Below are 18,015 nucleotides of genomic sequence, written 5' to 3'. Positions count from 1 at the left end.
TTAGTGTATTAAATCATTTATTATTTTATTTAGCAGGGCAGCGGTCTGCTTCGCATGTTGAAACATAAAAAAATGTCCACCTTCTACAAGAAAATAACTTGTAGTATTGGATGTGTGACGGCTCCAGTCTTTATAGCACTTCTTATTATTATAAAGCTCATCATTTTCTGCCATGATTACTGCCAAAGGGGTTTTAAGGATAATGGACGACCAGTGTTCAAGAGGATTTTCTTCTAAAAGTGCTGTGTCTTTTTCCATAATCTCTATCCGTTTCTGCTGCACTCTCTTAAAAATGGGAGCATTCTTGCTTCTTTCATATTTCGTGGGAAGAATATCAGACAATAAGGCATTTCGTTTTTCTCTCGTCAGCGGCTGTTCTGTTGATTGAAACAAAGGGGCCCGCATACCTGAAACTATTAACCCTTTTGAGGTATAATCTTCTTGTAAATTAAATAGTACAAGAAGGGCCAAAACAGCTCCCATACTATGTCCCCACAATATAAAAGGCTGGTCTGTGCTTAGCAGCGTGCTTCTGATTTTCTCCGAAATATCTTCTATTGTTTCTTCTAATGTTGAATGAAATGGTTCTTTATTTCTCATTCCCCTTCCCGGCAGTTCTATGTGGTGTATCTGAATGTTTTCTGTATTCATAACATGGGTAACATTTGACAGAGAAGTAGAAGAACCTCCTGCATATGGAAGACAGAATAATAGTGTTTTGCCTTCCATCTAAATAGACAGTTTACTTTTGTCTATAGACATTACGGTTACTTTCCCTTTTGCACAGACAGAGCCTTCTGCCGATGCTTTTACATGAATAGAACACGCAGGTCCTTTTCTCCAGTCTATGCTTACCTCGAGCAGCAGCAGGCATCCCGGTGATACCGACTTCAGAAAATTAACCTGAACATTTCCTAAAACTCCTATTATTGGTCTTTCTGTTGGAGGAAAAGGTCTTCCTTTTTCCCATTCCAGATCATCTAAAGCCAGCATGAGTGATGAAGCCTGTGCTAGTGCTTCTGTAATAAGAACTCCAGGCATAATGGGGAAATCGGGAAAATGACCAGCGAAATAAGGCTCACCCATAGATACTGCTTTTACGGCGGTCAGTTCTTTTCCGGGAATATACTCCGTCACTTTATCTATTAGAAGAAACGGATATCTATATTTTAAAATTTGAGTAATCTGATAGGATTCTAACAATGCTTCCATTTATTTTTCTATTAAGGTGAGAATTACGGTTCCTGTCTTGTCTGCTGAAAGAATCAGAATGTTTTCCTGATCTGTTTTGTAAATGCTTTTTCCCTCGAATACTGAAACAGCATAAGCTATTCCCAGCATTCCACCGGCATTGTCATTATCTCCAAACAGATTTTCAGGGTAAATGAGAGACTTATTCAGCCCATTTTTTCTTAAGATTTCTTCAAAAATAGTTATATCAATAACGGAAGTGCCTCCAGAAAAAACAATGATATCAAAACTGAATAGTGCTGCCATATCTGAAATATTGTGATACAGGAATACTTCTATTGGCAGATCCTCAGTATGGGTTTCAGAATGTATCTTTTTTATTACGGCTAAAGGTTTTCTACCTGCTTCAGATAAGGTTTCCCTGCGCTCTAAAACCATAGCAACTCCCAGTTCGGTGGATGCAGGTCTGTGCAGCCTTTCACTTCCCCTACGGATGGACTCCTGATATTCATTTCGTATTTCCGTAGAGGCAATAACTCCATAATCTGTGATTCCCTGCTTTAAATGGAGGGAAGCAATATCCAAAGCCTGAAGGCTTCCTGCCATCCCTGCGCAAACACTGAAATTTGGGCCTTTTATTCCTGCCTGAATAGCCATCTGGCTGGCTGCTGCATTGGCAATCGTGCTCGGAGCTCTCATAGGGCTTACGCGGTCTGGGCCTTGATTTCTTGCAGTTAAATCAAATATAAAACAGTCTTCAAGGTTGGAAAGTTCAGTGCCATCATAAAGCCCGATTCTTTCAGGAGCTTGATTGATCTTCGAATTTAAACCTCTGTTATGTATGGCATGAAATGCAGCATTACAGTACAGTAGTGTTGCTTTGTTAAGAAATCTCTGTCCTTTTGGTTTTAAAAACTTCTGGGGATCATGATCTTGTATGATTAAAGCTTTCGCTTCTGATTCTTTTCGGAAGAAATAATTGTCAATCTGCGTTCCGTATGGACTATTGAAGCCTATTACGGAAATTACTATATCGTTATTTGAAGTGTTATTTGTTATCATATTTACTGAATATTACGCTGCATATATTTCCGCCAAAAGCGAAAGAATTACTAAGAACATGATCTACTTTATTTTCAATTTCAGATGATGGCTGAATATGAAAACGAGTATTGAAGGCTTCATCAATTTTTTCTGTATTGCGGTTTCTAGGAACTTTTTGATGATGTAAAGAAAGAGTAGCAGTTACTGCTTCCAATGCACTGGCTGCTCCCATACAGTGTCCTAACATGGATTTGATCCCATTAACATATAAAGAATCTATTGCTTTCCCGAAAACATTGCGCATCGCATTTACCTCATGGGAATCATTGGCTTTTGTCCCTGTTCCGTGGGCGCTTACATAAGTGATGCTCTCTCTATCAATATTGCTTGATTTTATCGCATTGTTCATAGACAGGGTAGCACCGGAACCTTCCGGATCAGGGGCAGTAGGATCATAGGCATCACAGGCTAAGCCGTATCCTTTAATTTCGCCATATATTTTAGCTCCTCTTGCTAATGCATGTTCTAGTTCTTCCAATACTAAAACAGCTGCACCTTCACCTACAATCATTCCGTTCCTGTTCTGATCAAAAGGTTTACAATTGTCTTTTGACATGGCTCCTAATCTGTAAAAAACGGTGTAACAAGACCGTGTAAAAGGGTCAGCGCCTCCAGCAATAATCAGTGAAGATCTGCCTTCACGGATCATCGAGTAGCCTGTACCGATAGCATAATTTCCTGCTGCACATGCTGTAGGGATTACCATATTGGTTCCGCCGAGACTGTAATATTTTGCTATACTGGCACTCATTTCAACCGGCCTGAAATAAGTAAGTGTTTTTGCTGCTTCAGAGGAAAGATCTTCATGCTCCATTTCCAAATCCCATTGATCTACAATTCTTTCTACAATGTCCTGGTTGCTGTTTGTAGTACCTAGAATAAGGCCATAATTATTTTTTTTAGTGAATTTTTCAAAACCGGCATCTTTCAACCCCATATCTACCGCAGCAGCTGCGTAAGTAACGGCCTTTCCATAAGGTTTAAAATGGTCAAGCAGTTTAGTATTCTTATAGTCTTTTTCCAAATCTACTTCGGCAGCACGGGTAACCCCTTTATAGTGGGAGGGGTCCAGTTTTGTGAGGTCTCCAACTCCTGATTCTCCACTTAGGATTTTTTCCCAAAAGGCTTCTTTTTCACAAGCTAAGGGGCTTACTACCCCCATTCCTGTAATTACAATTCTTTTCATTTATATTCTGTTTTTATAAAGTTAATCCTCCATCGATAATGAATGTCTGCCCGGTGATATAAGTGCTTTTGTCCGAACACAGAAAGGTTACGAGCTCAGCAACTTCTTCCGTTTTTCCCATCCTTTTCATAGGGATCATCTGATCAATTTTCTTTTTGTCTTGTTCATTCATTTTTGCTACCATTTCGGTATCAATAAATCCTGGCGCAACAGCATTTACCTGTAAGTTGAATTTTGCAAATTCCAATGCCAGTGTTTTGGTTAAAGAGATAACAGCTGCTTTAGTTACTCCGTAATTGGCCTGTCCCACTGCTCCTCTTACTCCTGAAACAGATGATATATTGATGATTTTTGAATTTTTCTTTCGGATGAAAGACCTTATCACTGCTTTTGTGAGGTAATAGGTCCCATTCAGGTTGGTTTGTAGTACGTTGGTCCACATATCGGTGGTCATGCTGAAAAAAGGTGCGTCCATTGTGATTCCTGCATTGTTTACCAAGCCGTATAGCGGACCTAACGCAGATTTTTCAATTTCGACGATTAAAGATTTTGATTGTTCTTCATCTTTTATGTCAGCCTGATAAAGCATAGCCTTACCCGGAAATTCAGCTGAAAGTTTGTCCAAAAAAGCTTCTGCTGTTTCTTTCCCATGATTATAGGTAAATGATACGGATGCTCCCGATGAAAGCAGCTGCTGAACAATAGCTCTGCCAATTCCTCTTCCGCCTCCTGTCACTAAAAAATGTTTGTCTGATAAATCTATTTGCATAATTATTTTTAAATCTTATTGAGTATGGAAAGGTCTCTGCTGCTGGTCTGTATTTTGGAATTAAGGCTGTTCATAAAGTCTTCTGCGCTTCCGAAACTGCCTGCCAGACGATGACCATAAGCAAGAACTTTACGGTTAAGTTCAAAACGCTGCTCCTCATAGCCTGCCAGTGCTTTTTCCAAAGAAATTTCACCGTCAAAATATTTTGAAAGCCAGATGAACAGTTCTCCTGTATCTTCAATAGCCAGGTTCATTCCCTGTCCTGTAATGGGATGGATGGAATGTGCCGCATTTCCCAAAAGGAGTATCCTTCCTTTAAAGTATTGTTCAGAATGCATTCTGCATAAGGGAAAAGTGAGGAAATTGTTCAGTGAATTGATCTGGTTTAACATGTCATTACTTTGGGTAACAAATGTTTTCAGTCGGTTGATCAAAGTTTCTTTGTTTCCGGATTCTTTCAGGTTTTTCCCTTCTTCCATATTAAACCCTAAAACACATCGGGCTTCTGTATTGTTGATCGGGTAGAAATAGGCGAGCCCTCCGTTTTTGTCTACATACAATCGGTTGAGCTCTTCTACACTTGATGTAATAGGGTATTTGTTGAAATACATCACATGATCGTAATAGTCGAAATGGGCTTCTATTCCTGCATATTCTCTTACAATGGATTTGGTTCCGTCCGCTCCGATAAGGATATTGCTGAAAATCTCCTCTCCTGAATTAAGGGCTACATAGACCCCGTTTTCCACCTCATTAATTTTTGAAACGGATTGATTGACCAACAGTTCTACGGTTTCGATGGCCTGAATTTTATCATAAATCGTTTCCAGTAAAACACTGTATGGACAAACCATGAAATATCCTCTTTCGTTTTCTGCCTTATAATTGATGTGATCGACCTGAATGCCATTATGAAAAACGCTGAGCTGATCTCTCACTCTGCATTCCCTATTCATAAGTTCCTGTAGCAGTCCGTGTTTTTCAAGGACATTGATTCCGGAAGGCTTCAAAATATCGGCACCATTCATATTGACTTTAGCATTTTTTTCTAAAATCAGGATTTTTTTGCCTTGTGAACCAAGCAGCCACGCCAGAAAAATACCGGCAATTCCTGCTCCTACAATGCAAGCGTCATATTCTTTATATTTTGGATTTTGATTCATACGAATGATTCTGTTTTTAAATGAGAGATTAATAGTTCTATACTTTTTCTGTATACTTTATCCGGAATGAAGGAATGATCCATCACTTTATATTTTTTGCATACGTGATCCACCAATTCTTCTTCTGATAAATAATCTTTACGAACGGCCACAAACTCTATTAAGTCGTTACACCCAAGAAGACTGCAGGCTGGGGCAGATAGGGCTTCCACACTTGTAAGGATACCATTGTGCCCTAAAGCAACGGTCTCGGCACACAGATCTCCCAATCTATTGATGCTGTCTATAAATTGTCTTACATGATCAAAAGCCAACGGAAACCATTTTTTTGTATTGATAATTTCCCCTAAAGCATCCGATACAAACAAAATGTCTTTTTCTTTATAATGAATACTCACAGAGCATGGACTATGGCCCGGAGTATAGATCACTTCCCAGATTCCAGATTTCGTTTCTATTTGTTCTTTATCTTTCAGAATGATAAAAGGAATCTGTTGTAAGTCCGCCGGAAATTTTTTAATCTCTTTATCCGAGATCAGGGCATTCAGCTGACGAATCCTTTTTACATATTTTTCATTACGGAAGTTTTTCACCGCATATTCCGAGGCATATAGTTTTACATGCTTCAGATAAGGATAAAGAGATTCTATAGCTCCGCAATGATCATAATGAGAGTGTGTAATAAACCAGTGTCTGACTAATGACAGATCAGAAACATGTTCTTTCAATTGTGCCAGCAGAGTTTTGGCATCCCGGGTTAATCCTCCTTCTACCAATATGTATTCCTGATTTTTTTTTACCAGATAAACCGGGTTGGAGATTGTTCCCAAGATGGCTAAAGAGTTGTTTATATTTCCTGTTTTATTGATCCACATGGTGTTATGGATTAGAATTTATATAAAACACTTCCCCATGTTGCTCCGGAGCCGTATCCCACTATAAGTCCCAGCTTTCCTTCTCTTTCTTCCGGAGGAGTATTCTCCATATATTCACTCAAAGTGATGGGCAAAGAACCGGAAGCAATATTTCCATATTTATGTACATTGATCTGTACTTTATTTCTTGGAATTTCCAGATTATTTATTACTGCATCCAAAATTCTCATATTGGGCTGGTGGGGAATAATAACATCTATATCTTCCATGGAAAGATTGTGCTTTTTCAATGTCTGTACCGTTACTTCTGTGAATTTCTCTACTGCATGTTTAAACATGGCTTTGCCGTTCATCCGGAAATGGGAACATTTGCTTTTATCTCCGCTGAAGGTTTTGCCTGATGTACCCGGACTTTCTGTCCAAAGCAGTTCAAAATAACTTCCATCAGCGTGTATTGCAGCATCCAGAACTCCTTTGTTTTGATCCTCTGAAGCACTTAGCACAACAGCTCCGGCGCCGTCACCAAGTAATATGGCGAGGTTTCTGCCGTCATCAGAATAGTCCATTCTTTTTGATAAAGCTTCTCCGCAGCAAACTAATATATTCCGATGAGTTCCGGTTGCTATAAATTGCTTTGCGATGTCCATTCCATAAATAAGCCCGCTACACTGTGCCCGGATATCAAATACGGGAATTGTATTTTTCAGGGAAAGCATAGGCTGAATAAGGCAGGCCTGAGACGGATCATGGTAATCAGGACTCAATGTATTTACAATCAGCATATCGATATCTTCCGGTAAGAGATTGGCTTTTTCAATTGCTTTTTTGCAGGCTTCTACCATTAATACGCCTGTGCTTTCATTTTCAGAAATATGTTGTCTGGTGAGCACGCCTGTACGGGTTTCTATGAATTCTTCCGTGGTATTCATCCATTCAACAATTGTTTTGTTGTTTATGGTTGCAGAGGGCAGAGCATGACCAAATCCGGATATGACAGTATTCATTAGTCGTAATTTTTGTTCATCACATTATCTATATCCTCTGCTTCGGCAGATTTTTTTCTGAAATATTCTACAGCATCTTCCACATCTTTTTTAAATCTGTTGTCTCTCCATACTTTCATGTTTTCATCATCATTAGGATCGCAGATTCCAAGTTCCAGGAAATATCTCATCAGGGGAGCCATAATTCTGGAATTGATTTTTTGACGGTTGTCACTTTCCAACACAGCAGGAATCAGTTTTTTATAATCTCTGAATGCGGGATTCTGAAAGCTGACACGGGAATACACTACAATACTGCATACCGACATATCAAGCATGCTTCTGAGCATTGGAGCTGTACTTTCCTGTGCTTCTTTCAAAAATTCAGGAACCATATCTATAAACTCACGGATCATATTTTTGCCCCATTCTATATGTCTTGCTTCTTCTTTATGATGTTCTACGGCTACTGCTCTTGATAAGGGGGAAATTTCCTTGCTGTTGCAGTCTTCCATTGCATTGTTTTCTGCCAGCCATTCAATAAGAATGGTAAGGTAGATAGCCTTTAGGGGAAATTCGGACATTGCGGCATTGTGGCTGTATATTTCTCTGAGGTTTAAAGGGCTGGGGAAGGGGGCAATCTGAAAATGAGCCATTGCCTTTTTGAAGACCATTGCATGCACTATTTCTTCTTTGCAGAAATGATGTATGTATTTTACGACTTCGGGAAATTTTTTAAGGGAGCCATGATTGACGATTTTCATATAGTATTCTGACACGAGGTTTTCGAATACGATGAAAGTGTACCACCATGAACCTGTTTCATAGACGGATAAAAGTCTTCTTTCTTCTTCTGTAGCAAGATCATAATAAGGTGTTCCATAAATCGCAATATTTTCTCTTTTTTTCAGCCAGGCGCTTTCTACAGGTTCGTCCCAAGGGTGATCCAGAAGGAGGCTCATCTGTTTTTTTTCGGAAGCTTTATTCAGTTTTTCTAATAAGAGGGTAAACTTCGGGCTTAGTGTTTTTTTCTTTAGATTGCTCATGTATTCTGTGTTTTTTTCATATTTAAAAGTTTTCCTTGTGTAAATCCGAAACACATTGCGGTTTCATAGCCGGGACCTCCGGACCATGTGCTTACCAGTTTTACTTTGTCATTTGGGAAGTTGCTCAATAATCCTAAATTGGTTTTTGGAAGCATTTTGTAGGCGAAAGCCGATCCTTTGGTAGCGAGTGTAAATTTGTAATTGGTCTTCGGAGTTGAAGATTCTGTATAAATCAGCTTGTCTTCTATCTGAGGGAAGGTTTTAAGGACTCTTTTGATCAGTTTTTCCTGAATTTTATCTTTTCTCTGATTATATTCTTCTTCGGACAGGTGGAACCAGCGGTCTCCATGATCCAGAACTATAAACTGGAGAATATAACCGCCTTCCGGGTCTACCCGGTGATAGTTGCTGACACTCAGGGTAAAAAGATCATAATACCGGTCGTTCTCAAAATCTTCTTCTGTAAAGTCATCACCCGTGTCGGATACCAAAAGGTATTCTGGTGAGCTAATTCCCAGTTCATCGGGTGGAATAGAAAGTACAGCAAATACACAAAAATGTCCCCATCCAACGGTGAAGTTTTCGAGAACTTCTTTAAATTCCTGAGACTTTTCATCTTTTTTCAGCATTCTTACTACATCTTCGGGAGGGCAGGTCGCGATGACTCTTTTGGTCTTTACTATATTTTTCCGGGTGGTTACCAGCATATGGTCGCCCATATCTTCCATCTCATGCACCTGGTTTTTCTTCAGAAGAATTCCGCCGCGGTCTACAAATTCTTTTAACAGCAGATCCGAAATACGCTGTCCGGTTCCTTTCATAAAGGCAGGCCCACCATAGAACATGGCATAAAGGCAATGAAGAAAATAAAAAGCATTGACTTCATTGGAAATAGAACCTGAATAAATAGCAATGGGACTGAGTACTTCGACAATGTCTGGCCCTTTAAAAATGGTTTTAAAATAATCACGGGCTGTAATTTTTGATAAACCCCTGCTTTCTCTCAAAATATCTCTGTTTATGGTATATTCATTCATCAGTTTTCTAAAAAACATATAATGCTGATATCCGTGAGATTCTATATCCTGAAATAGTTTTTCTATTCCTGCCGATTCATCTGGGAAATGGGTAATGAGTGTTTTTTTTATGTCTTCCGGCTCAGAGGGAAGTTTGATAAATTGGTTTTTATACACTACTGTTCCAATTTCTTCGTGTAATTCGAATTCGTCCAGTAATGACTGTAGTTCGAGCCTTTTAAGGGTATTCCATAGGTTTCCAACATTTTCTTTGAGTCCGCTTACTTTATGTTGGCTGCAGTCAAAAACAAATTTTCTTTTGTTCCGATAAAAATTGGTGGCATAACCTCCTACTTTATGATGGGCTTCGCTGATGGCAATCGAACCTCCTTCGGTAACCGCAGCAACGCCATACATAAGACCACAAAGTCCTGCACCTATTACTAATTCATCGACTTCTAAATTTTCAATCATTATTAGATTATTTTTTTTTATTTTTTCCAAAAGAAATAACCCTCACTTTTTTAAGTGAGTATTTTTAATTACGGATGTCTGTTATGAACCAACATTAATAGGCTTTATTAATATTGGTGAAAAGTCAAAATCTATTAAAATCTTTGGGCCCAACATGCCTGGTAAAAGCCCAAAGACTGTGTTTTGTATTCTTAAACGGCTAATTCTTCTTCCAGAACGTCTACGATATCTTTCGGCGTTTTCATTTTGATCAGAATTCCTTCATCTAAGCTGATGTCGAATTCTCTTTCCAGCTCGACCAAAACTTCCAATCCCATAAGAGAAGTTACTCCTATTTCATTTAATAGGTCAGTATTAGGTTTAATGATATTAATATCGCATTCTGCAATATCTGCTAAAATAGCACACACTTTGTTAAATAATTGTTGGTTTTCCATTCTATTGTAATTTTTAATAGTTAATATTTTCTATATCCCATACCTGTGCTCCAAAACCCCATCCGATTCCTGCACCGGCAAGTACAATTTTATTATTGAGCTTTATTTTTTCATTTTTTAATGCAAAGTATAAGGTCATGGGGATTGAGGCAGAGCTCAAGCAACTGTATTTTTCTACGGTGGTTGTATATTTCTCTTTCTTTATTCCTATTCCCATTGCCCACATTCTGATGAGCATTTTCGACGGCTGATGAAATACAAAATGATGTATATCCTCAAGAGATGAATTAGCTTTTTCTAAAGCTTTAAAGATAACTTCAGGAACATTTTGTGGCACGAATGTCTGCATTTGAGTGGGAGCATCTTCTCCTAATGTAAAGTACGGACGGGTAAATTCTTTCCCTGACTTATCTGCAGGAGTTTTCCATTGTAATGTTGCAATATCATTATATGTGGGAATGCTTTTATAATAAGAAGAAACTAATTTTCCTTCTTTTTCTGATCTTCCTATGACTATCGCCGCAGCACCATCTCCAAAAAGAGTAGAAGAGGGTAGAGAAAAGTCTGCAATTTGAGTAAATGTTTCTGCGGAACAAATCAGAACGTTTTTGTACATTCCTGTTTTTATATAGTCAGAAGCTATTTGTAGTGCCACTAGAAATGAGATGCATGCCTGGTTGACTTCCATAGTCATCACTGAGTGTTTACATTCCAGCTCTGTTTTTAAATATTCTGAAATTCCCGGAAAGATTCTATCGTCTTCTTTATCAGACCAACCTGTAATGGTACATGTAGTTCCTATGATAAGATCTATGTCCTGTGTGGAAAGACCTGCCTTTTCTATGGCACCTAAAGAGGCTTTTTTAGCAAGTTGAGAACAGGATTCTCCTTTTTCTTTGTTTACCATATATCTTCCTTCCATTCCCCAGCTTCTCCACCAGTTTTTTGGAAGATTGGGAATCTCGGAAAACGGGGGCATATCATTGGTGTAATAAGTCTCCGGAAGTCCTATGGCTACACTTTTTATTGAAGAGTTATATTTTATCATTTGTAATTTTTAGAACCGAATATTGGGCAAGAAACGGATTATATGACACCATGGTGAGTGATTGTTCTTTCAATTGTTTGTTTTCCTGCAAATGCCAGGGAATAGTATTCATGGCTAATGTATTTTCAGTTTCGTGTGATGAGAGGTGTTCTGGAAACCATTTTTCAGTGATAACAGGGGTTTGTTGTTCTTTTAATTTTGAGAATATACTTTTCAATTCAGAGTTGATAGCTTTTACAAAAGATGGGCTGTAATTCCAATTCAATCTGAAAATATTCTCTTTTTTCAGAGCTTCTTCATTTCCTGTATTGAAGCTTAAACTAGCTTTTGATATTTCAGAAGAAAGGATATGTATATTTTCTAGTTCTATTTTGTTATTGCTTGATTTAAGCAGTAATGCATTTACCCCGTCAGGAATACAAAATCCGTTCTTATCATCCTTAAGAAAATCCGAGAATTTATTTGACTGAATAATCAATGCATACTTATTCTTGGAGTTTAATAAAAAATCAGATGCGATTTTGATCATATTTCCTAAGTCATTATGAAACATTTCGAAAACGAATGCATTTTTCGCATTCAAATATTTTTGTACTGCATGCCCTAAGCCAGGCGCTGAAGTATTTCTCAGAGAAGTAGTATCATATAGTGAAATAGAAGCATTGATAATGATACCCAATTCATCTTGTGAAACATCATTTTTATCCAAGAGTTGCATGCTTACTTCTGCAGCCCAAGCGGATAAGGATTTTTCTTTTTCAGTTTCATAAATCTGGCATTGAAAGCCGTTCTGCATTTTACCACGGATACCAATGATATTCACTCCGGGAACTTCACTAATTGCATCTATTATCTGCATATTTTAATATTAATAATTTGAGTTATGTTAAATTGTTTTCTAATCTTTTTCTATTTACTTTTCCATTGCTATTTCTTATTAATTCTTTTATGAAATAAATTGTGGAAGGACGTTTATAGGAGGGAAAATTTTCTGACAATTTTTTTTGAATTTCATCAGAAAGAACACGAGTGGCGCTTCCACTTTTTCCTACCAGATATAATACTGACCTGGCAAGATTATCATTATCTAAATGATGGATATTTGCACATTCATTTATCTGCTTGAAATTCTGCAATACATAATTTTCTATTTCAAGAGGATTTACCCAGCGTCCATTTATTTTAAAGAGATCATCTTTTCTGCCATGATAGAGATAGGAGCCATCTTCATTTTGAGAACATAGATCTCCTGAAAAATACCAACCTTCTTTATATTTTATCTTATTAGTTTCTTCTTTTTCCCAATATGAACTGAGTGTATTTTTTGGGGGATGAATACATAGTTCGCCTATTTCTCCATAGTTTTCTATTGTTTCATCGGGGGTGTTAATTTTGCTTATTTTTATATTGTAACCAGAAACGGGAACACCTAGTGATGAGTTTTCACTCTGTTCTTTTAATTGATAGTTGCACATAAAAATATGTCCTATTTCTGTAGATCCAATTCCATTGATGATAGTTTTACCAAATACTATTTCCCATTCTCTGATGATAGATTCCGGAAGCGAAGAACCTGCAGAAATAAATAACCTTATGCTATTGAACTCGTTTTTTGAAAAGCTTTCTTGCTGATGAAGAATTTCCGAATATACTTTTGGGGTTCCAAATAAGATAGTAGGTTTATAAAGCCTTATGTTTTTTTTCAGATTATCGACGGTGAACCATTTTTCATCAATTATGACAGAAGCTCCTGTGATCAAAGGAAAGAACAGGCTATTTCCTAGTCCATAGCCAAAGAACATCTTGGAAACAGACATTATTATGTCTTCTTTAAAAATTCCCAATGTCTTTTGTGCAAATAGCTCTGTATTTGTTAGCATAGTAGGATGTCTGTGCTGTACCGCCTTTGGATTACCAGTAGTCCCGGAAGTATATTGCCAAAAGGCAATCAGATTATTTTCTTCGTACACAAATTCCAAACCTGAAGAAGCATTACAGAAGTTTTGTGGGAATAAAGATTTTTGCAAATAATTTATCGATCCATATTCTTTTACTAAAGGATTATTTACTACAATACATTCATTTATAATATAGTATGAACTATTATGTATGACATTATATAGCCGTAGATATTGTTGATAATCTATAATAGCACCTATTGCTTTAGAGTCTATTAAGATATACTCTAATTCCGAATCTTGAATTAATGGATTAAGCGGAACCGGAATACAGCCAATTGATATTAAAGAAAGGAATGAATAGATAAATTCCGGTGAATCATTCATAATCAATATTACTCTATCTCCACACCTAAATTTCCCTGTAGATCTTAAGCAGGTGGCAAGGGTAACTATTTTTTCAGCTATTTCTTTTCCCGGTATGCTATTAAGTTCATAGAGGATATGGTTTGCATTATTATATAATAATAAATTTTCGATGATATTCTTTGATATGTTCATAGGTATATGATCACTCTTGCCATTAATCTTATAGCCAGAGCCTGTAAATTATTAGTCTAATTTTTGATTTTATTTATCTAGAAAAGATTAGTGTATATCTTGATGTATCTATTAAGAAGTCCTGAGAATAGTTGATTTAGTTTTTGTCATTTGTTTGTGTTTTGAGAGGAATAGTTATTTGAATTATATTTCATTCTACTGCCAGTCATCTGATATTGATAGTCGCAGTAGGATTCAGTGCGAAATTATAAATTTACTGCTATAAAGATTTTAGTATTATGTTATAATTCCTGAAAAAAAGTAATATTTCTTTGGTACTTACTTAATGGTTTTCGGATCATTAAATAATGCGGTTTTTTGGGTGCTTTAAAAACACAAATGAGTTATTAAAAATGTGTTAATTGTTTGTGTGCAAATATGTTGATATCTTTATTTATAAAATGACAGTGTGTTGTGATATTATTTTTCGGAATCGTTGTGAATGAGGTTTGTTGAATATATATATACAAATATTTTCTGCAGCTTTGCAAGGTATGAATGCACTTTTTTTATATTATCTTTTTTCAGAATATTTAACATTCATTTTTTAATAAATGCTAGCAATTTATTATTTCTATATTCATCTAATTTAGATATCAAAAATTGCGTGCATAGGGATACTAACAAAAACAATAATTCTTCAAGTTGGTCAATCAATACTTTTTATTATAAAAAGAAATACAGTTTTATGAAAATATTTATACCAATAAGTTGTATAATGCTAAGTCTAATGTTAATCTTTTGGAGAAATCTTCAATGCGAGTAAATCACAAGATATTAAAACATATGTGAACAGACCAGAAAGATCATGCTTTTTAACGGGTAAACCTAGAATATTCCGGAGAATACCTTAGTTAATAAAAAGATAACAGGACGTTTTTGTCACCAGCACCATTCAGAAAAGATAAGTAGGATAGGAGCGAGCCCCCAAATTTAGAAGCAAGATCTCTTCTTCTCACTTTTCCATATCAAATCTTGCATTGATAAAGTTGGTATTATAGTAGTCTCTGATCGTTTTTGAGGAAAAACATTTTTTTCATCATTTTGCATGGGCCACACCTATGAAGCGTAATCATCAATAAAAACCATTTTTTCTTTTTTGTATTTGGCTATAATACCTTTGAATGGGAGTTCCTAAAATTCTATGGTTTCCTGAGCTGAAATAATGACAGTGCAAAAATAGATATTCCGGAGATAACTAATTTTAAGACTTAAAACGTTTTGTCTCTCCGTCCATCAATGTTGTATGAGGGAATTTATACAAGTAGATATAAGTACTTTAAAATCCCGCTTTTATTGTAGACTGATTTTTTTATAATCTCTTTCTCTATCTGTTAATAATGATACAATATGCTGTAATGTTTTGATTATTAATGTGTTTTTTTGTAAATTTTTTTTGGCTAGCCTCATCATATCAGGTTTTTTCCTTTAAAGATATATGAGAATTTCGTATTTCTTAACACCTACTGTTATTTTTTTTATTATACTCTTCCTAATATTGCAAAAAATTTAGCTGGCATTAAAGACATCCTCATAACCAGCTTTTTAATCATAATTTAAACACAAAAACATAATGAAAAAAGGATTACTTCTAATGGCCACTTTGGTCTCTGTTTCACTTTTGTCACAAGTGGGTATTAATACTCCTGCTCCTACAGAAATGCTTGACGTTAACGGTATTGAACGGGTAAGAGAGCTTCCTAAGCATAATACCAGCAATGCCATTTTTACAAAACCTGACGGTACAAAGTCTGAAACTAAAGACCAGGCTTTTACAGCAACAAAAACTTTAGTCGCAGATGCAAACGGTGTTTTAGGATACCTTGAAGGACTTCCTAAAATAAGTGATGGTGGAGGCCTGCCTGTAGGAGAAGCAATTACAAGGATATATTCTGTGCCTGTGGCTACGGCACAGGCGAATACTTTTAATTTAAAAACCTATGTCACAGCAAATAACCTTCCTGCTTTACCTTCTATTGACGGTTTAGAAATGAACTTGCAGGGAGTGAATTTAACATGGTACGATCCGCGGATTTATAACATATCGGATAGTCCCAAACTTGTAAGCTATCAATCATTTGCTACCCAGGTAAATGAGAACGAAACCTCACTTAATAATAATCTGCTGACCGGAAATTATTTGCAGATTGATGCTAATAATATTGTATATTGGACTACTACTGCAGCGGAAGTTGAAACGACGAATCTACAGGTGCAGATTGACACTAATACCTACAGATGGTATGAATTCAAATGGTGGTGCATGGAAGTAAGTGGAGAAAAGAAAATATTTCTTTCTGTAACCCGTAAAGCTTAGCTTTCCTCTATAGACTTGTTTTTTTAACCTATACTAAATGAGAAAAAGATTGTTTAATGGGCAGTTTAGCCTCTGCAATGTTGCTATCTGTCCCCCGTAGGTATTATTACGCACAATCCCTACAAAAATTCTTTACACTAACATTATTGATAGCATATGGAGATTTCCTAAATCCTTAATAACATTGTGAATGTAATTTTTACAAAAACTTAATAGAACAAATCAAAAACCCAACTTGGTGAGTTTTATACGCATGAATATCTTTGTGAAGATTGACTTTGGAAGTGGACGAAGATCCGTTATCAGGGAAAAATTACCTGACAAAAACGGGCAATTTGGCGTCTTTTAAGGTCGGAATCTAAAAAAAAACACTGTTCTTGAAAAGAAGAATCGCTTTTTTATAACCTAAATTTTATTTTGGACGCTAGTGATTGTAAATATAATAATCTAATTATTACAGAAACTATTTTCGTGGATTATTCTGCAAAAACTTTTAACCGACCATAATGGAACAGACTGTTCACTAAGCTTAAGCTAACTAAAAATCATTCTTCACTTATTGGATGGATTCAGCCGTAATATTATGGATGCCTACAAGATGCTAGAAAAATTACAGAATATGAAGGTCTCTATTCTACATATATTCGAACCACCCTTTTCTAGATGGTATAAAACCTTTTTTTAATCATTTTCAAATTTCTGCCACGAATCTTTGAAATGTACATAAATTAGTTTATTTTGATGACCGAATATTATGAATAATTGAAAACAATCCTAAAATAATTTATCTTAAGTTGTTCATTTACAGCTAGCCAAGGTCTGAATCTGAAGAACTCCATAACAATGAGATGTTATGCAATATATTATCATTTCTGATTTAAAAGCAAATGCATTGCATAGAGTTAACTTTGCATTATAAATTTGCTATTTTAGTATAGCAAAGATAAAAGCACCAAATTGGATAGAATTGAAGAATTTAAACCGGACAGTTTTAAAGAAATAATTAATGTCGATCGACTGGCTACCAAAGGTATTTTCAGTGATTTTGTTATTGAACCCCTTACTTCTCTAAACGAAACGGCAGTTCTGCCTTCCGTTCCTCATCGTAAGACGGTGAACGATTTTGTTTTTATAACAAAAGGGGAATTATCAAAAATGGTTTGTTCGGATATATTCGAATTAACATCTGGAATGTTAATGCTTTTGCCAGGTTATAAGATCCGGACGATCTTAAAAAAAAATGGAAATATTGAAGGCTATTACGGTCATTTCTCAAATGATTTCATTAATGATCTTTCATCCCAGAAAAAGCTAAAAGAAATTTCTAATTATATTGAACTCATTTATAATCCCGTTTTCAGTTTTGATAAGGAAACAACCTCGAGAATTCAATATTTACTACAGCAACTCCTTTTGCTGTATGAAAAAGATACGGGCGATAGTTTATTAAAATCCTATTTAAATACCTTGCTGAATGAAATCGCCAATTTCATCCACACGCTGCCATTGCCTGTATTTTCTCCGAAAGAAGCAATTATACAACGTTTCAGGAGATTAATTACCGACAACATACAAAAGACGCACAAAATACAGGTGTATGCAGAAATGCTCAATATTACACCCAATCATCTCAATAAATGTGCAAGATCTGTCACAGGGAAAACGGCATCAGCTATTATAAATGAAGCACTTACCATGGAAGCAAGGGCGCTTTTATCATTACCCAATTATACGGTTTCTGAAGCAGCTTTTGTCTTAGGATTTGAAGATGTTTCCTATTTTTCACGGTTTTTCAAAAAGCATTCCGGCCTTCAACCCAGTGAATATCGAAAAATGATTGATTTGTCCTAGTCTTTAATTTTTTTGTTCTACAATTATGATTCGAATTGGAAGAAATTTGTATTGTAA

Annotated in this window: 16 protein-coding genes; 2 read left to right on the top strand and 14 right to left on the bottom strand. The window is 36.1% G+C overall.

The window, feature by feature from the left end:
* From J4Q03_RS05750 to J4Q03_RS05685, 14 genes are all read right to left on the bottom strand, one after another.
* A complete protein-coding gene (locus tag J4Q03_RS05750) occupies positions 1–729 on the bottom strand; it encodes a thioesterase II family protein (RefSeq protein WP_426047253.1) in 729 nt (242 codons plus the stop codon).
* On the bottom strand, positions 730–1,212 hold the full coding sequence (fabZ, locus tag J4Q03_RS05745; RefSeq protein ID WP_426047252.1) for a 3-hydroxyacyl-ACP dehydratase FabZ: 483 nt from the start codon (positions 1,210–1,212) through the stop codon (positions 730–732). It lies immediately after the preceding gene.
* Positions 1,213–2,253, bottom strand: a complete 1,041-nt coding sequence (locus J4Q03_RS05740) for a beta-ketoacyl synthase N-terminal-like domain-containing protein (protein WP_426047251.1) — start codon at positions 2,251–2,253, stop codon at positions 1,213–1,215.
* Positions 2,240–3,481, bottom strand: coding sequence for a beta-ketoacyl-[acyl-carrier-protein] synthase family protein (locus J4Q03_RS05735; protein ID WP_426047250.1), 1,242 nt, complete (start codon positions 3,479–3,481; stop codon positions 2,240–2,242). Before J4Q03_RS05735 ends, J4Q03_RS05740 begins: the two co-directional genes overlap by 14 nt.
* Positions 3,482–3,494: 13 nt before the next feature.
* On the bottom strand, positions 3,495–4,250 hold the full coding sequence (gene fabG, locus J4Q03_RS05730) for a 3-oxoacyl-ACP reductase FabG (protein ID WP_426047249.1): 756 nt from the start codon (positions 4,248–4,250) through the stop codon (positions 3,495–3,497).
* An 8-nt stretch (positions 4,251–4,258) separates the two neighbouring features.
* On the bottom strand, positions 4,259–5,413 hold the full coding sequence (locus tag J4Q03_RS05725) for an FAD-dependent monooxygenase (RefSeq protein ID WP_426047248.1): 1,155 nt from the start codon (positions 5,411–5,413) through the stop codon (positions 4,259–4,261).
* Positions 5,410–6,288 (bottom strand): MBL fold metallo-hydrolase, encoded by an 879-nt coding sequence (locus J4Q03_RS05720; RefSeq protein ID WP_426047247.1) that lies wholly within the window; start codon positions 6,286–6,288, stop codon positions 5,410–5,412. The genes J4Q03_RS05725 and J4Q03_RS05720 overlap by 4 nt, the downstream gene beginning before the upstream one ends.
* A gap of 11 nt (positions 6,289–6,299) precedes the next feature.
* On the bottom strand, positions 6,300–7,292 hold the full coding sequence (locus tag J4Q03_RS05715) for a 3-oxoacyl-ACP synthase III family protein (RefSeq protein ID WP_426047246.1): 993 nt from the start codon (positions 7,290–7,292) through the stop codon (positions 6,300–6,302).
* On the bottom strand, positions 7,292–8,317 hold the full coding sequence (locus J4Q03_RS05710) for a diiron oxygenase (protein ID WP_426047245.1): 1,026 nt from the start codon (positions 8,315–8,317) through the stop codon (positions 7,292–7,294). The genes J4Q03_RS05715 and J4Q03_RS05710 overlap by 1 nt, the downstream gene beginning before the upstream one ends.
* The gene (locus J4Q03_RS05705; protein WP_426047244.1) at positions 8,314–9,807 is read right to left on the bottom strand and encodes a phytoene desaturase family protein; all 1,494 of its coding nucleotides are present in this window, start codon (positions 9,805–9,807) and stop codon (positions 8,314–8,316) included. The genes J4Q03_RS05710 and J4Q03_RS05705 overlap by 4 nt, the downstream gene beginning before the upstream one ends.
* 191 nt (positions 9,808–9,998) lie before the next feature.
* Positions 9,999–10,244 (bottom strand): acyl carrier protein, encoded by a 246-nt coding sequence (locus J4Q03_RS05700; RefSeq protein WP_426047243.1) that lies wholly within the window; start codon positions 10,242–10,244, stop codon positions 9,999–10,001.
* Positions 10,245–10,257: 13 nt separating this feature from the next.
* Positions 10,258–11,292, bottom strand: a complete 1,035-nt coding sequence (locus J4Q03_RS05695; protein ID WP_426047242.1) for a 3-oxoacyl-ACP synthase III family protein — start codon at positions 11,290–11,292, stop codon at positions 10,258–10,260.
* The gene (locus J4Q03_RS05690) at positions 11,279–12,151 is read right to left on the bottom strand and encodes a hypothetical protein (protein ID WP_426047241.1); all 873 of its coding nucleotides are present in this window, start codon (positions 12,149–12,151) and stop codon (positions 11,279–11,281) included. Before J4Q03_RS05690 ends, J4Q03_RS05695 begins: the two co-directional genes overlap by 14 nt.
* Positions 12,152–12,173: 22 nt before the next feature.
* Complete coding sequence (locus J4Q03_RS05685; protein ID WP_426047240.1) at positions 12,174–13,751, bottom strand: AMP-binding protein; 1,578 nt, start codon at positions 13,749–13,751, stop codon at positions 12,174–12,176.
* A 1,612-nt stretch (positions 13,752–15,363) separates the two neighbouring features.
* Here J4Q03_RS05685 and J4Q03_RS05680 point away from each other — a divergent pair.
* Entirely contained in the window at positions 15,364–16,107 is a 744-nt protein-coding gene (locus tag J4Q03_RS05680; RefSeq protein ID WP_426047239.1) for a hypothetical protein, read from the top strand.
* A 957-nt stretch (positions 16,108–17,064) separates the two neighbouring features.
* A complete protein-coding gene (locus J4Q03_RS05675) occupies positions 17,065–17,958 on the top strand; it encodes a helix-turn-helix domain-containing protein (RefSeq protein ID WP_426047238.1) in 894 nt (297 codons plus the stop codon).
* Positions 17,959–18,015: the final 57 nt, after the last annotated feature.

This window comes from Chryseobacterium sp. NFX27 (genome assembly GCF_049887855.1).
GTDB lineage: Bacteria > Bacteroidota > Bacteroidia > Flavobacteriales > Weeksellaceae > Chryseobacterium.
The sequence above is the reverse complement of the archived record's forward strand: the minus strand, read 5'-3'. Positions and strand labels throughout refer to the sequence as shown.

Coding starts and splice junctions, on each gene's coding strand:
- J4Q03_RS05750 (WP_426047253.1), bottom strand. CDS start 729: ATGGAAGGCAAAACACTATTATTCTGTCTTCCATATGCAGGAGGTTCT.
- fabZ (WP_426047252.1), bottom strand. CDS start 1,212: ATGGAAGCATTGTTAGAATCCTATCAGATTACTCAAATTTTAAAATAT.
- J4Q03_RS05740 (WP_426047251.1), bottom strand. CDS start 2,253: ATGATAACAAATAACACTTCAAATAACGATATAGTAATTTCCGTAATA.
- J4Q03_RS05735 (WP_426047250.1), bottom strand. CDS start 3,481: ATGAAAAGAATTGTAATTACAGGAATGGGGGTAGTAAGCCCCTTAGCT.
- fabG (WP_426047249.1), bottom strand. CDS start 4,250: ATGCAAATAGATTTATCAGACAAACATTTTTTAGTGACAGGAGGCGGA.
- J4Q03_RS05725 (WP_426047248.1), bottom strand. CDS start 5,413: ATGAATCAAAATCCAAAATATAAAGAATATGACGCTTGCATTGTAGGA.
- J4Q03_RS05720 (WP_426047247.1), bottom strand. CDS start 6,288: ATGTGGATCAATAAAACAGGAAATATAAACAACTCTTTAGCCATCTTG.
- J4Q03_RS05715 (WP_426047246.1), bottom strand. CDS start 7,292: ATGAATACTGTCATATCCGGATTTGGTCATGCTCTGCCCTCTGCAACC.
- J4Q03_RS05710 (WP_426047245.1), bottom strand. CDS start 8,317: ATGAGCAATCTAAAGAAAAAAACACTAAGCCCGAAGTTTACCCTCTTA.
- J4Q03_RS05705 (WP_426047244.1), bottom strand. CDS start 9,807: ATGATTGAAAATTTAGAAGTCGATGAATTAGTAATAGGTGCAGGACTT.
- J4Q03_RS05700 (WP_426047243.1), bottom strand. CDS start 10,244: ATGGAAAACCAACAATTATTTAACAAAGTGTGTGCTATTTTAGCAGAT.
- J4Q03_RS05695 (WP_426047242.1), bottom strand. CDS start 11,292: ATGATAAAATATAACTCTTCAATAAAAAGTGTAGCCATAGGACTTCCG.
- J4Q03_RS05690 (WP_426047241.1), bottom strand. CDS start 12,151: ATGCAGATAATAGATGCAATTAGTGAAGTTCCCGGAGTGAATATCATT.
- J4Q03_RS05685 (WP_426047240.1), bottom strand. CDS start 13,751: ATGAACATATCAAAGAATATCATCGAAAATTTATTATTATATAATAAT.
- J4Q03_RS05680 (WP_426047239.1), top strand. CDS start 15,364: ATGAAAAAAGGATTACTTCTAATGGCCACTTTGGTCTCTGTTTCACTT.